Source organism: Pantoea sp. PA1 (genome assembly GCF_056856975.1).
In genome coordinates this window covers 243,850-256,587 of record NZ_JBXGEE010000003.1, presented here as the reverse complement: position 1 = coordinate 256,587, position 12,738 = coordinate 243,850, and the positions used below count along the sequence as shown (strand labels likewise).

At 56.3% G+C, this 12,738-nt stretch carries 14 protein-coding genes and 1 riboswitch; of the genes, 6 read left to right on the top strand and 8 right to left on the bottom strand.

What is annotated here, in order from left to right; genetic code table 11:
- Nucleotides 1-8: 8 nt before the first annotated feature.
- The 5 genes from AC1V0D_RS14705 to AC1V0D_RS14685 all read right to left on the bottom strand — a co-directional run bounded on the left by AC1V0D_RS14705 (nucleotide 9) and on the right by AC1V0D_RS14685 (nucleotide 4,312).
- Nucleotides 9-737: an urea amidolyase associated protein UAAP1 gene (locus AC1V0D_RS14705; RefSeq protein ID WP_482907661.1), complete on the bottom strand. Its 729-nt coding sequence runs from the start codon at nucleotides 735-737 to the stop codon at nucleotides 9-11.
- A complete protein-coding gene (locus tag AC1V0D_RS14700) occupies nucleotides 734-1,519 on the bottom strand; it encodes an ABC transporter ATP-binding protein (protein ID WP_337025698.1) in 786 nt (261 codons plus the stop codon). The genes AC1V0D_RS14705 and AC1V0D_RS14700 overlap by 4 nt, the downstream gene beginning before the upstream one ends.
- Nucleotides 1,516-2,331: an ABC transporter permease gene (locus AC1V0D_RS14695; RefSeq protein ID WP_009092975.1), complete on the bottom strand. Its 816-nt coding sequence runs from the start codon at nucleotides 2,329-2,331 to the stop codon at nucleotides 1,516-1,518. Before AC1V0D_RS14695 ends, AC1V0D_RS14700 begins: the two co-directional genes overlap by 4 nt.
- 24 nt (nucleotides 2,332-2,355) lie before the next feature.
- Nucleotides 2,356-3,414, bottom strand: a complete 1,059-nt coding sequence (locus tag AC1V0D_RS14690; RefSeq protein ID WP_009092974.1) for a putative urea ABC transporter substrate-binding protein — start codon at nucleotides 3,412-3,414, stop codon at nucleotides 2,356-2,358.
- A 60-nt stretch (nucleotides 3,415-3,474) separates the two neighbouring features.
- Nucleotides 3,475-3,573: riboswitch (guanidine-I (ykkC/yxkD leader) on the bottom strand.
- Between the two features lie 352 nt (nucleotides 3,574-3,925).
- Complete coding sequence (locus AC1V0D_RS14685) at nucleotides 3,926-4,312, bottom strand: cupin domain-containing protein (RefSeq protein WP_009092973.1); 387 nt, start codon at nucleotides 4,310-4,312, stop codon at nucleotides 3,926-3,928.
- 290 nt (nucleotides 4,313-4,602) lie between these two features.
- Between AC1V0D_RS14685 and AC1V0D_RS14680 the strand changes: the two genes are divergently transcribed.
- On the top strand, nucleotides 4,603-5,400 hold the full coding sequence (locus AC1V0D_RS14680) for a MetQ/NlpA family ABC transporter substrate-binding protein (RefSeq protein WP_009092972.1): 798 nt from the start codon (nucleotides 4,603-4,605) through the stop codon (nucleotides 5,398-5,400).
- Nucleotides 5,401-5,550: 150 nt separating this feature from the next.
- On the opposite strand, the gene AC1V0D_RS14675 is transcribed toward AC1V0D_RS14680, so the two are convergent.
- Nucleotides 5,551-6,258 (bottom strand): phage antirepressor KilAC domain-containing protein, encoded by a 708-nt coding sequence (locus AC1V0D_RS14675; protein WP_009092970.1) that lies wholly within the window; start codon nucleotides 6,256-6,258, stop codon nucleotides 5,551-5,553.
- A 377-nt stretch (nucleotides 6,259-6,635) separates the two neighbouring features.
- Between AC1V0D_RS14675 and AC1V0D_RS14670 the strand changes: the two genes are divergently transcribed.
- Entirely contained in the window at nucleotides 6,636-7,070 is a 435-nt protein-coding gene (locus AC1V0D_RS14670; RefSeq protein ID WP_009092969.1) for a 6,7-dimethyl-8-ribityllumazine synthase, read from the top strand.
- Between the two features lie 63 nt (nucleotides 7,071-7,133).
- A complete protein-coding gene (locus tag AC1V0D_RS14665; RefSeq protein ID WP_009092968.1) occupies nucleotides 7,134-7,607 on the top strand; it encodes a nuclear transport factor 2 family protein in 474 nt (157 codons plus the stop codon).
- A 44-nt stretch (nucleotides 7,608-7,651) separates the two neighbouring features.
- Here the strand turns inward: AC1V0D_RS14665 and AC1V0D_RS14660 are convergent, their stop codons facing one another.
- Nucleotides 7,652-8,047, bottom strand: a complete 396-nt coding sequence (locus tag AC1V0D_RS14660; protein WP_046102667.1) for a hypothetical protein — start codon at nucleotides 8,045-8,047, stop codon at nucleotides 7,652-7,654.
- A 361-nt stretch (nucleotides 8,048-8,408) separates the two neighbouring features.
- Between AC1V0D_RS14660 and AC1V0D_RS14655 the strand changes: the two genes are divergently transcribed.
- The 3 genes from AC1V0D_RS14655 (at nucleotide 8,409) to AC1V0D_RS14645 (ending at nucleotide 11,423) form a co-directional block, all read left to right on the top strand.
- The gene (locus AC1V0D_RS14655) at nucleotides 8,409-9,179 is read left to right on the top strand and encodes a MerR family transcriptional regulator (protein WP_482907660.1); all 771 of its coding nucleotides are present in this window, start codon (nucleotides 8,409-8,411) and stop codon (nucleotides 9,177-9,179) included.
- Between the two features lie 124 nt (nucleotides 9,180-9,303).
- Nucleotides 9,304-9,693, top strand: coding sequence for a DUF1090 domain-containing protein (locus tag AC1V0D_RS14650; protein WP_482907659.1), 390 nt, complete (start codon nucleotides 9,304-9,306; stop codon nucleotides 9,691-9,693).
- A 455-nt stretch (nucleotides 9,694-10,148) separates the two neighbouring features.
- Nucleotides 10,149-11,423: a Glu/Leu/Phe/Val family dehydrogenase gene (locus tag AC1V0D_RS14645; protein ID WP_111208728.1), complete on the top strand. Its 1,275-nt coding sequence runs from the start codon at nucleotides 10,149-10,151 to the stop codon at nucleotides 11,421-11,423.
- 40 nt (nucleotides 11,424-11,463) lie between these two features.
- Here the strand turns inward: AC1V0D_RS14645 and AC1V0D_RS14640 are convergent, their stop codons facing one another.
- On the bottom strand, nucleotides 11,464-12,633 hold the full coding sequence (locus AC1V0D_RS14640; protein ID WP_009092963.1) for an ROK family transcriptional regulator: 1,170 nt from the start codon (nucleotides 12,631-12,633) through the stop codon (nucleotides 11,464-11,466).
- Between the last annotated feature and the right edge of the window lie 105 nt (nucleotides 12,634-12,738).

Here is a 12,738-nt window from a genome sequence, read left to right as displayed (position 1 = left end):
CAGCCTCCTTACAGGGAAAAGTGTTGGGTGTTTTGCATGGCGCGCTGATTTTCATCGCGGGTGAAAATGACGTCGCTGAGGGCCTGACCCGCATCGGCCTGATACCAGTTCAGCTGAATCGGGCGCGGCAGATACTGAGTGGCGGGATCCTGAGGGTGAGGCAGCGCGGTCAGGACGATCAGCACGTCCATCGGCGCATACAGCTCAACGAAATCGCCGGGCTGACTGTTGCCTGAAATGAAGGCAAAGCGTCCCGCCTCATCCACCGTGACTTTGCTGAAAAAGTTCACCACCATCAGCAGGTCTTGCAGGCCGAGATCCCATTTGCCCATTTCCACCAGCAGGTTATCGACGCCGTTACGGTAGAAACCGTTGCGCAGTTCCTGATAGCGTCCGCTGCCGTACTTGTCGTGCGTCTCGGCGGCGTTAAGGACGCCGCCGAACGGGTCATGCCAGCCGCAGCTGTCCGCCACGATAGCCGCCAGGACGCGACCCATATCAGAGTAAAAACAGTGGCCAGTGGTCAGCCGCGCGGTGTGCTGACCCTTGAGGGTGTCGGGCAGGTTCAGCCGTTCACTTTTTTCGTGCGGATTGAGCATCATGGCGCTGACGTTAGCCCCGCCGTCGATATCGGTCAGGCGCAGGATCCCGCCCTTACGCAGGATCAGCGAGGTATGCGCGCCGCCAGGAAGCTGCTCTTCGCGCAGGCTGGGGCCGGAGTGAAAAAGTGCCGTCATTGAGCGTTCTCCTTTAAGGGGTAAATGTTGTCTTTGCGGCCGGTCGCCAGCTGGGACAGCCGCGTTTCGTTGAGCGGAATGTCATAGGTGATACGCGCTCCCCACGCATTGGGTGCCTGGGGATCGAGGCGCACCTTGTCGAAAACCAGCAGCCGGGTACCCAGGTTGAACCCTTCGGCAAGGTCGTGCGTGACCATAAAGACGTTCATGCGGGTTTCGCTCCAGAGCTGAAGCAGCAGGGCGTGCATATCTTTGCGGATGCCGGGGTCGAGTGCGCCAAAGGGCTCATCCAGCAGCAGCACGCGTGGCTGCATGACAAACGCCTGGGCAATCGCCAGCCGCTGCTGCATCCCGCCCGACAGCTGCGCCGGATATTTGTCGAGCGCATGGCTCAGCCCCACTCGCTCCAGCATCTCTCTGGCCTGCTGACGCGCCTGACGTTTTCGGGCGCCCAGCAGCCGGCCCCACAGCGGTGACGCCGGCAATTCCAGACCGATGGTGACGTTATCCAGCACGTTGAGATGAGGAAAAACTGAGTAGCGCTGAAAGACCACGCCGCGACTGCGATCGGGCTCCGCCGCCAGCGGCTCACCATCGAGCGTGATGGTGCCGCGCGTTGGTCGCTCCTGACCGAGCAGCAGTCGTAAGAAGGTCGATTTTCCGCAGCCGGAGGCGCCCACCAGCGAGCAGAACTCCCCTTCCCTGACCTGCAGATTGATGCGCTCCAGCACCACGTGATCGCCATATTCCTGCCAGATGTTTTTGATATCGATAAAACTCATTCCCGGCCTCCTTCCGCCCACGGGAAACAGGCTTTGTGCAGCTGACGCAGCGCCAGATCCATCAGCCAGGCCAGCAGGGTTATCCAGATGACATAAGGAATGATGACGTCCATCGCCATGTAGCGGCGGACGAGGAAGATGCGGTAACCCAGCCCGGCGGTGGCAGAGATGGCTTCGGCGGAGATCAGGAACAGCCACGCCGAACCCAGCAGCAGGCGCAGCGAGGTAATGAGTCGTGACAGCAGCTGGGGCAGCACCACCCGCAATACCACCGTCCAGCTGTTCGCGCCCAGCGTCTGGGCTTTGATGAAAAGCTCGATCGGGATCTCCCGCGCCCGCTGTTCCAGGTCGCGGGCCAGCATCGGGGTGATGCCGATGACGATGAGCATCACTTTTGACAGCTCATCCAGCCCGAAGACGATAAACAGCATCGGCAGCAGCGCCAGCGGCGGGATCATCGACACGACGGTCATAAACGGCGACAGCGCCGCGCGGGTCATGGGAAACACCCCGGCGGCAATACCGATGCCCAGGCCGATCAGCGCAGAGATCATCAGGCCCGTCAGCAGACGGGTGAGACTGATCAGCGTATCCGCCCACAGCAGAAACTCACCGCTGCGTTTATCGGGCGTGAACGCCATCCGGTCAACCGCGGCGATCATCTGCGACAGACCGGGCAGCAGTTTATCCTGCGGGTTTGCTTCCAGCCGCACCGCCGAGCTGATAAACCAGGCGGCGATCAGCAAGACAAACGGCAACAGCATCAGCGTCAGGCGCATTCCCTGTCGGGGATAACGGTTAATGTGGCGCATGGCGTAAGCTCCTCAGCCCGGAATTCAGAGCTGGCCTGCCGCGGCCATCTTCAGATAGCTGTCGTCAAAGCGCAGCCTGATGTTGGCTTTGTCCCCGAGGGTCTGGTTGCCGGGAAAGGCCATACCGATAAAGTCAGCGCTTTGCGCACCCTCGCCGAGCAGACCCTTATCAAAAGAGAACGCGGCCACGCGCTGCATGGTTTTTGCCAGGTCGGGCGAGGCGACAAAAGCCTCTGTATCGGCAGGGGTCCAGAACAGATGGGTGGTTTTGAGCTGTGCCTGATAACCGGCGAGGTCAGTGCCGGAATCCGCGGCCATCGCACTTAGCGCCTGGGTATCACCCGCCTGCATTTTTGCCATCATCTCAAACCATGCACCGGTCAGCGCTTTGCCCAGTGCGGGGTTATCGTGGAGGGTTTCTGTGTTCACGACCATCATATCGATCAGCTCGCCCGGCACGGCGGAGGAGCTGAACACTTCTGTGGTCTGCGGACTCTTTTTGATGACGGAAAGCTGTGGGTTCCAGGCCACTGCGGCTTTGACACCGCTGGTGCCGAAGGCGGAGACGATATCGGCATCGGAGGTGTTCACGACCTTAACATCCTTCTCCTGCAGTCCGGCCTTTTCCAGACCGCGCACCAGCAGATAGTGCGATACGGACAGCGCGGGCAGATAAACCGACATGCCTTTCAGGTCGCTGAGTTTTTTATTCACGCCTTTCAGAACGATGCCGTCGTTACCCTCGGAGTAGCTGCCGGTGATCAGCGCCGTGGAATCGACGCCGCCCGCGGCGGGAATGGTCAGGGCATCCATATTTGTCATGGTGCAGCCGTCGAACTGCCCTGCGGTGTACTGGTTGATCGATTCGATATAGTCATTCAGCTGGACGATATTGATTTTAATGCCATATTTGCTGGCCCATTTATCGATGATTTTTTCATTAGCGATCGTGCCCCAGGGCATCCAGCCCGCATAGATGGTCCAGCAGACGTTGAACTCTTTTTTAACTGCGGCGAAAGAGGGCACACTGGTCAGCAGTGCCAGGGAGAGAATGAGCGTGCGGAGAAGGGAAAATGTCTTCATGGTTGACCTCTGGTTGGCACAAAAAAACGGGAGCAGCGCAAGACACCAGATGGTGCCGCTGTCTCCCGGGCTTTTGTCCCGCCGTGTAACCTCGCAGAGGTCGCCAGCTCTCGGACCAGACATTCACCTGCGTGAACCGGAACCCTAGCCAGCTATTCAGTATCAGTTGTGTAGTGCGCTGCTTACTGAACGGGTTATTGCAATTGGCATACCAGAATTTAAATTCCATTTAATCATGCGCTTACAAATGATGTAAAACGACAGGCCCCGTGATGGTGAGTCAGCAGCGTGCGTTGCACATAATCAGTGCCGGGATTCACTCCTCTTCAGGATGCCATTTCTGAGCGCACGTGAACTCAGCTGTGACGCGCCTCGCCTGTCGCTAAAACAGCGGTTTCAGGATCTGGATATGCAGGTTCTGGCGAATCGCTTATCAGGGAAGTGAATAGCGGCGGCGCTGCGGGCGGGATGAATAACGGCAGCGCGCTGCGCTGCCGTTTTTGCAAGGGTGTCAGAACTCTTCGGGTTCTCCCGGCAGTGGTTCGGTCAGCGCCTGTCCTTTGACCCCGGCATAGGTAATTACCAGCTCGGCGGGCTCCTCCAGGGTGTAGCCGCGGTGCGCACTGTTGACCGTCTCATTCAGCGCTTCTCCGGCGTGGAAGGTACGCTGCTCCCCGCTCGCTTTGTCTTCCACAATCAGGGTGCCTGAAAGGATAAACGCCGCATTCGGCATCGGATGCGTGTGCCACGGCAATGACGTATGGGCAGGCAGTGACAGGCGCATTACGGTCAGTTCCGGCTCGCCGTGCGGATAGGATTCAATGACCTCTCCGTTCCAGGCCTCCCCGCTGCGCATGACTTCAACCGCTTCGATCCCGTTCTTTTCATCTTTTGACATCAGTATTCCCTGTTAACAATCAATGCAATGCTGCGAACCGCAGGCTTTAAGCGTAGAAGAGAATGCGCGGACTGGCTGAGGGGATGTTGACCGGATGAGTGCGCCAGAGGAATAAAACCGCCCGGAGAGCCGTGAATGGCATCGGTTAATTCACGGGCATAAGCCGCCGACTTGATGAATTAATGAACAATATCCGGTGTGTGGTTATAAGATATATCCCTCCGTCAGTTCGCAACCTGACATTTCTGTATTATCTTTGAAGCCATCAATTCTCTGAGGGATTTCTGATAATGAAAGGTTTGTTTGCCGCATTACTGGCTAGTTCTGTTTTATTATTATCCGCCTGCTCTAAAGATGACGATAACAAAGTCAAAGTGGCGATTAATACCGGGCCGGACGAAGCGATCTGGCAGGTGGTGAAACAGGTTGCCAAAGATAAATATCAGCTCGATGTCGAAGTGCTGAACTTCAATGACTATGTACTGCCGAACGAAGCGCTGAATAACAAGGAAGTTGACGCCAACGCTTTCCAGAGCCTGCCTTATCTGGAAGATCAGTCTAAAGAGCGCGGCTATAAATTTGCGGTAGTTGGCAAGACGTTCGTCTTCCCGATTGCTGCCTATTCGCACAAAATCAAGAACATCAGTGAGCTGCAGAATGGTGCGACAGTGACCATCTCTAACGAAGCTACCACCCTGGGACGCAGCCTGCTGCTGCTGCAGGCGCAGGGCCTGATTAAGCTGAAAGAGGGTGTGGGTTATTTACCCACCTCACTGGATATCATCGAAAATCCTAAAAACCTGAAACTGGTTGAAGTGGATACGCCGCAGCTGACCCGCACGCTGGATGATCCGAACGTGGCGTTCTCGATCATTAATACGAACTTCTCGGCTCAGGCGGGATTATCCGCTCACCGCGATGGGTTATTTATGGAAAGCGCCTCTTCGCCTTACGTCAATGCGCTGGTTTCACGCGAAGACAATAAAGACAGCGATAAAATTCAGAAGCTGAAAGCGGCGCTGCAGTCGCCTGAAGTCGCGGCTAAAGCGGAAGAAGTTTATAAAGGCGATGCAATTAAAGGCTGGTAATCGCCCGCAACGCATCCCTGGAATCAAAAAATCAAAAAAGGCCGCATTCCGATGCGGCCTTTTTTATGTCAGCACAGTATGTATGAGCGGATGCCTGCGCCTTAACCTCTGCCAGTCACGCCGCGCCAGCCCGCCAGGCCAGAGGCACCGCTACGCAGCGGCCCCTTTTGGCTGAGCGGAAAGATGCGCTGCCCACAGGCTGGCCACCCATTTCACCCCTTTTGCGGTAAAACGCGCCTGTGAGAAGGCGTGCTGGTTTTCGCCGGTGCCGGTGTGCAGCGTAAAGTAGCCGGCCTGCAGATGGTAATGCTGCGGCGTCAGGGTGCCTTTGGCGCGGTACATGATATTGCGCTCCAGCAGAAACTGACGAAACTCCGGCTCTTTTGCTTTCAGCATTTTGCAGAGCTGACGAAAGCCCAGCGAGTCATCCACCTGAACGAAGTTATCAAAGAAGGCGGCCTTAGGCGCGGAGAGAGCCAGCTGCTGCTCCGCCGCCTGACGCTGTTCAAACTGCTCAGCCCAGGCACGAGCAGCCTCAGCCGGGTTGGTAAAGTCCGGCAGATGGGTGGTTCTTTCCCGGTCCTGCCAGCGATCCAGCACTTCGGCCGTAAAGCCTGGCGACAGGCGTGCCACGGCCAGCAGGGAGTCACGCTTGCTCAGGCGGTACTCCTGACGCACCTCCCCTTCGCGCTCATAGTCATTCACTTTGAGCGGCTGAGAAAGACGCTGAGCCGTTTCCAGACTTTTGATTAACCGCTTCACTTCTCCATGTGTAATACCGGTCATCTGAGCCAGTTCACGGCTGCTCATTGTGACCGATTGTTCCAGAGATTTGAGGCTTTCAGTCGAAATCATCATGGGTTCACCCCTCGCTAACGCTACCAATACCCGGCGGGCAGTCCATTTATTATACAAAATACTGTTCAGATATCCAGTATTTTATTTAAGCAGTTTCATAACCGGAAGCTGTTACGCAAACCGGGCGGTGAAAGGGATTTTGCGGGCAGGATCAGGCGTCTGAACGGCTCTGGCGGTTGTCTGACAGGGTTTAATGCCCGCAAAGAGAAGAAAGGTTATTCACACATAATGACAATGGTGGACACAGGCTGTTTACATTACAGTATAGTGATGAGAGTCAGCAGGTTACCGGCCTGTCCGGCTTAACGTTTCATCCGGGGTTCAGGGACGTCATCGCGCTCATTACCACGGGATATTACCTTTTACTGGAGTAAGTCATGCAGCCGTTGAAAGTCGCCTTTATTAAAGCTAACTGGCATAGCGAAATCGTTTCTCAGGTTCTGACCGGATTCGAACAGGAGCTGGAGAGCCGGGGAACCTCCTATGAGATCAAAACCTGGGATGTGCCGGGCGCCTTTGAGATGCCGCTACTGGCACAGCGTCTGGCGCAGACCGGCAACTTTGATGCGATTGTCTGCGCGGCGCTGGTTGTGGATGGCGGCATCTATCGCCATGACTTTGTGGCTCAGGCGGTGGTAAGTGGTCTGATGCAGGCCCAGCTGGCCACCAACGTGCCGGTCTTCTCGGTCTCCCTGACGCCGCATAACTTCCAGCCTTCGGCGGAGTTCATCGACTTCTACACCCAGCACTTCGTGAAAAAAGGTCAGGAAGCGGCCCGTGCCGTCTGCCAGATCCACGCGCTTGAACTTTAATATGGCCATAACTCAGCCCGGCTAGCGATAACATCCGGGCCTTTGCGCCTTTAAGGAGAAACATTGGAAACTTCACGTCCGCCCTTACCCCCTTTTACCCGGCCTGAAGAGGCGGCAGAGAAAGTGCGTCTGGCTGAGGATGGCTGGAACAGCCGCGATGCCGGAAGGGTAGCCCTGGCCTATTCTGTGGACAGTCAGTGGCGCAACCGCGACACCTTCCTGACCGGCCGCAGTGAGATCATCGCCTTTCTGGAGCAAAAATGGCAGCGGGAGCAGCAGTACCGGCTGATAAAGGAGCTGTGGAGTTTCGATCAAAACCGGATAGCGGTGCGCTTTGCCTATGAATGGCACGATGAGCGGCGGCAGTGGTATCGCTCTTACGGCAATGAGAACTGGGCGTTTGACGAGCAGGGTCTGATGAAGCAGCGCTTTGCCAGCATTAACGATCTGAAAATCAGCGAAGCGCAGCGGCTTTTCCACTGGCCGCAGGGACGACGGCCTGACGATCACCCTTCCCTGAGTGAACTCGGCTTATAACGCGGCGCGTTCAGCGGAGAGCGTTGCTCTCCGCTGTCCTCTGCTCAGCCCTGCTCGTCCTTGTTCTCGACAAAGGTGGCTTTGTTACGGGTGACCGTATAGGCCACTTTCTTGACGTCCTGAGGTGACGTGGTCACTTCCACCGGTGCGATGGTGACGCGCCCCATCCCGAACAGCGTCGGTACATAACCGCCAATCTGGTGTTTTCCGGCCGGAACGTGCAGCAGCATGCTTTCGCCATTCGGTAATTTACCGGCATCTTTGCCATCTACCGTCAGGAAGACGCTTGAACCATCATCGGCACGGGTTTTAATGTGTGAGACATCAATCTGCGTCGGACCCGCAGCAAATTCATCTGGCGTATCGCTGGGCGTCTGTTTCGCACAGCCGGTTAATAACGCAGCAACCGTCAACGCGGCGAAGGTAAAACGATAAGGCATTGGGCACTCTTTCTCCTGATCATCAGAACCCCATATTTTAGTCGTTTGCCTGGCAGATAAAAGAGGAGGAGAGATCGGCATCCTCTTAAAAAAGTTAAAATATCCCTGGTTTACCCGGTATAGTTGCGTAAAGAATTTTTACTGAATAAATAAACAGTCTTTTTTTTCACGGGCCGCAGATTTTTTAACCCGCTGATCAGCCTCAATTTACCCGGCTGCTTACGACGAATAAACGCCGCGTCACGCCGCGTGGCCGCTGTTTTTCCTTCGGAGCCCCCTGTTCATTAGCGGTTATCAGGTTCATAGTAGAGGTTCATCCCCGGTTAACCCCGGCGGCCATTCCCTCAACAGAGGGCACGATATGCTTTTTCATACAACGGAAACGGTCTGTGCAATAACCGGCACGCATCCTGCCAACCTGAAGCGCTGGGTGAAGCAGGGGTTACTGACGCCCAGACAACACGCTGAACACTGGAGTGACGCACAGCTCAGTGAAATCCGCACGCTGGTTGACTTAACTGCCACGGGCGCGACGCCCGAGGAGATCAGACAGGGTCAGCAGACCGCCACCTCGATCATGACCCACGGCTGGGCGGCGCGTAAAGGTGACATGCTCTGGCAGCTTGAGTTCGGGACACCCCTGTCGCTTTCGCGTCAGATGAACAATATGTCCGGTAACTACAGCGGTGATGACTTCATTATTAATCTGCTGCGCCCTCTGAGTGTCTGGCTTCACACAGACAGGCGTCAGGGGGCCACACGCCGTCTTGCCCGGTTTGAAAAAACGGTGCAGCTGCAGGCTGACCTGATGATGCGTGATGCGGCGCGAAACCACGCCTCTGTTCCGCTGTTTCTGGAAGCCGTGAGCGTCATGGACAAAACCGAAATCTGGCTGGAAGCCATTCGTCTGACCGCGATGGGTTTTACTGTCGAGGTGGATGCCAGCGCCAGCGGACAACCGGCGTTTAACACCGGACGCCATGCGCATCATGTCATGTGGTGTGGTGCCGGCATCAGTCAGGTGATGCAGGACTATTTCAGACAGCAGAGTCAGCAGGGGCATCCCATCATGCTCAGTGGTCCTGATTGCCGCCTTAGCCTTGCTCAATCAACCGCCTCAAGCGCTGCCTGACAGCAGGCAGCCTTTCCCCCTCTCCGCTTTTTCCGCGCCAGTGAATATTTTTTTCTGTTAAGAACCGCTTAAGGCGGCTTCGTATACTGTTGTCTCCACCTCCTGACTCACAGATGAGACGACAATGAAAAAGACCTTACTGGCCTTCAGCCTTTGCCTGCTGCCCCTGACCTTCACGGCGGCGCATGCCGACTCTGCGTTAACCGGTTGTGCAGCGAAAAAGCAGGAGATTGAGACGCAGCTCTCCTTTGCCCGACAGCACAATAATTCTCACCAGATTGCCGGGCTGGAAAAAGCGCGGCGTGAGGTTGAAGAGCACTGCACCGAAAGCGGCCTGCTGAAGCAGCGTCAGGAAAAAGTGGCCGAAAAGCGCAGCAAGGTTCAGGAGCGCGAACAGGAACTGGCTCAGGCGAAAGCCGAAGAACGCAGTGCCAGCAAAATCCGCAAGCGTGAAGAGAAGCTTGCTGAGGCGCGTCAGGCTCTGAAGGAAGCGGAACAGGCGCTGACTCACTAATCTGATAAGGCCAGCCAGCGATGCTGGCCTCTTATTTTTTAATTTTTCCCGGCTGTTTTCTAACCTGCTGAATAATCACCGCTATTCACCTTTTATCCATTACTTAATGTAATCGGTTGATTACTTATTCTCATGCACTTAATTGGTGCAATAAAGTCAATATCGCGTCGATCAATTCTTTAACTTTTTGAACGCCTTCAAAGAATTGAAAGATAGCGAGTTTTCTCACGATATGCACAAAATACGCACTTCACGCGCATCATTATTCGCCTTGTGCGGGGTGTAATCAGCAAACTATTCACTTTCTCTGCCCCAGAATGGGGCATGACCTGGTCGGGGCCGGGCGCCTGCCACATCTTATTTGTTTCAGGAGTGTTAGATTATGACTGCGCAAAACAGTACGCGCGTCATCCACGGCTCCACACAATAAATAACTTCATTAAGAAAGGTTTTTTATGGATAAGTTATCTTATGCGTCTGAAAGCAGCACATCTGCCTGGTCAACCTACCTGCAGCAAATCGACCGGGTGGCGCCCTATCTGGGCGATCTTTCACGTTGGATAGATACTTTACGTCATCCCAAGCGGGCACTGATTGTCGACATTCCCCTGCAGATGGATGATGGCTCAATTCGCCATTTTGAAGGGTATCGCGTTCAGCACAACCTTTCACGCGGTCCCGGCAAAGGGGGCATTCGCTATCATCCGGATGTCGACCTTAACGAAGTCATGGCGCTTTCCGCCTGGATGACCATCAAGTGTGCGGCCGTCAACCTGCCCTACGGTGGCGCAAAAGGGGGCATCCGCGTCGATCCTTTTAAACTTTCTGAGGGCGAGCTGGAGCGTCTGACACGCCGGTATACCAGTGAGATTGGCATCATCATCGGGCCGCAGAAAGATATCCCGGCTCCGGATGTCGGCACCAACGGTAAAGTGATGGCGTGGATGATGGACACCTACTCCATGAACCTCGGCACCACCGTCACCGGCGTCGTCACCGGTAAACCCATTCATCTGGGTGGCTCGCTGGGCCGTGAGAAAGCCACCGGCCGCGGGGTGTTTATCACCGGACGCGAAGTGGCGCGTCGCGCAGACATTGAAATTGAAGGTGCCCGCGTGGCAGTTCAGGGGTTTGGTAATGTCGGCAGTGAAGCGGCCCGTCTGTTTGATGAGGCGGGCGCACGCGTGGTGGTGATTCAGGATCACACGGCCACCCTGTTCAATGCCGACGGTATCGACATGGCAGCCCTGACGGAATGGCAGATTGCGCACAAGCAGATCGCCGGTTTCCCGGGCGCACAGAGCATTGATAAAGAGGCGTTCTGGACGACGGAGATGGACATTCTGATCCCGGCGGCGCTGGAGGGTCAGATTACGCGTGAGCGTGCTGAGGTGCTGAGCTGCAAAATCGTGCTGGAAGGCGCGAACGGCCCCACCTACCCTGACGCCGACGACATGCTCGCTTCGCGCGGCATTATCGTGGTGCCGGATGTGGTCTGCAATGCGGGCGGCGTAACCGTCAGCTACTTCGAATGGGTGCAGGACATGGCCAGCTTCTTCTGGAGTGAAGACGAGATTAATCGTCGCTCAGACAAGATCATGACAGAAGCGATGGTTCACGTCTGGGACAAGTCGAAAGAGAAAGCGTGCTCACTGCGCACCGCGGCCTACATCGTGGCGTGTGAGCGTATCCTGATGGCGCGTAAAGATCGCGGGATCTATCCGGGCTGATCCCGGTGGCGCTGTTGTCTGCAACAGCGCCATTTCCTCTCTACTTCATCAGCACCTGAAACTGCGGGTTAAACTCATCAAAGATGGGCAGCGCGGCGGCACCCAGCGCGGCGGTATCGCTGCCGGTCATGCCGGTCTTCAGTCGCATCGCATTCAGATAGCGTCCGCGCACCGACTGATAGAGTGGCGGTAACTGCGCGACCATCTGCTCCAGCAACGGCGCGGGCATCATTCCGCCGATAATCACCGCTTCTGCATCAAACACCGACTCCAGAATATTGATTGCCTGGCGCAGTGGCGTCTTTATGCTTTCAATCCAGGCACTGAAACGCGCAGGATCAATCTGCAGCAGGTCGTCAGGCAGCGCCCGCATCGGATCGAGGCCGCAGAACTCGTAGGCAGCCTGTAACGAGACATAACGCTCAAGACAGCCCTGATTGCCGCAATAGCAGTCGCGCCCGCCCGGCTCGACCACGATGTGGCCGATCTCCCCCGCGTTATGGGCATGGCCGGTGTAGATATGGCCATCGGTAAAGATCCCTGCGCCCAGGCCGGTGCCGATATAGAGATATATAAAAGAGTTAAGCTGACGGGCGATGCCATGAAACCGTTCACCAATGGCGGCCACGGTGGCGTCATTCTCCAGCGTCACCGGCAGGCCACTGATCGCGCCAAGTTCAGCTTCGATATCAACCTGCTCCCAGCCGTTCAGGGTGGTCGGCCCCACTGATGAGATGCCCTCTACGCCGAACGGTCCCGGCATCACCACGCCTATGCCTAACACTTTCTGCCACTGTGCGCCGAGAAAGGCCCGCATCTCCGTCAGCACGTCAGCAATGCACGCCAGGGTGGCAGCAGGCTGGGGCTTCTGCACCAGCAGGAGGCGGCGGAAGTGGACTTCGCCGCTGAGATCGACCAGAACCAGCAGCAGGGTCTGGTGATCGAGGTGAATCCCGATCGACCAGGCACTGGTCGGATTCAGCGTGACCGGAATGGAGGGCTGACCACGCCCGCTGCGGCGTGGCTGGCGGCTGGTCAGCAGTTCAGCCTGCTCCAGCTCTGCCACGATGTTGGAGACGGTCTGCGGCGTCAGCGCCGTCAGCCGTGCCAGTTCGGCACGGGTCAGCTCGCCATGCAGACGAATCGCTTCAATCACCACACGGCGGTTATGCGCCCGCGCATGTTCAAGGTTGGTGCCTGAGGTTCTCATGTTGTTTTCCCTTACAGCGCGACCTCACAGTATTGTTATGCGGAGGAATGGAGGCAAACAATATCTTTGATCGTGTACGCAATTTCCGCGGTTCAGGATAGGCAA

Bases quoted from the DNA above. Each gene is read 5' to 3' on its own strand.
- AC1V0D_RS14650 (WP_482907659.1), top strand. From the start codon at position 9,304: ATGAAAAAGACCTTACTGGCCTTCAGCCTTTGCCTGCTGCCCCTGACC.
- AC1V0D_RS14680 (WP_009092972.1), top strand. From the start codon at position 4,603: ATGAAAGGTTTGTTTGCCGCATTACTGGCTAGTTCTGTTTTATTATTA.
- AC1V0D_RS14660 (WP_046102667.1), bottom strand. From the start codon at position 8,047: ATGCCTTATCGTTTTACCTTCGCCGCGTTGACGGTTGCTGCGTTATTA.
- AC1V0D_RS14690 (WP_009092974.1), bottom strand. From the start codon at position 3,414: ATGAAGACATTTTCCCTTCTCCGCACGCTCATTCTCTCCCTGGCACTG.
- AC1V0D_RS14700 (WP_337025698.1), bottom strand. From the start codon at position 1,519: ATGAGTTTTATCGATATCAAAAACATCTGGCAGGAATATGGCGATCAC.
- AC1V0D_RS14645 (WP_111208728.1), top strand. From the start codon at position 10,149: ATGGATAAGTTATCTTATGCGTCTGAAAGCAGCACATCTGCCTGGTCA.
- AC1V0D_RS14685 (WP_009092973.1), bottom strand. From the start codon at position 4,312: ATGTCAAAAGATGAAAAGAACGGGATCGAAGCGGTTGAAGTCATGCGC.
- AC1V0D_RS14670 (WP_009092969.1), top strand. From the start codon at position 6,636: ATGCAGCCGTTGAAAGTCGCCTTTATTAAAGCTAACTGGCATAGCGAA.
- AC1V0D_RS14695 (WP_009092975.1), bottom strand. From the start codon at position 2,331: ATGCGCCACATTAACCGTTATCCCCGACAGGGAATGCGCCTGACGCTG.
- AC1V0D_RS14655 (WP_482907660.1), top strand. From the start codon at position 8,409: ATGCTTTTTCATACAACGGAAACGGTCTGTGCAATAACCGGCACGCAT.
- AC1V0D_RS14675 (WP_009092970.1), bottom strand. From the start codon at position 6,258: ATGATGATTTCGACTGAAAGCCTCAAATCTCTGGAACAATCGGTCACA.
- AC1V0D_RS14705 (WP_482907661.1), bottom strand. From the start codon at position 737: ATGACGGCACTTTTTCACTCCGGCCCCAGCCTGCGCGAAGAGCAGCTT.
- AC1V0D_RS14640 (WP_009092963.1), bottom strand. From the start codon at position 12,633: ATGAGAACCTCAGGCACCAACCTTGAACATGCGCGGGCGCATAACCGC.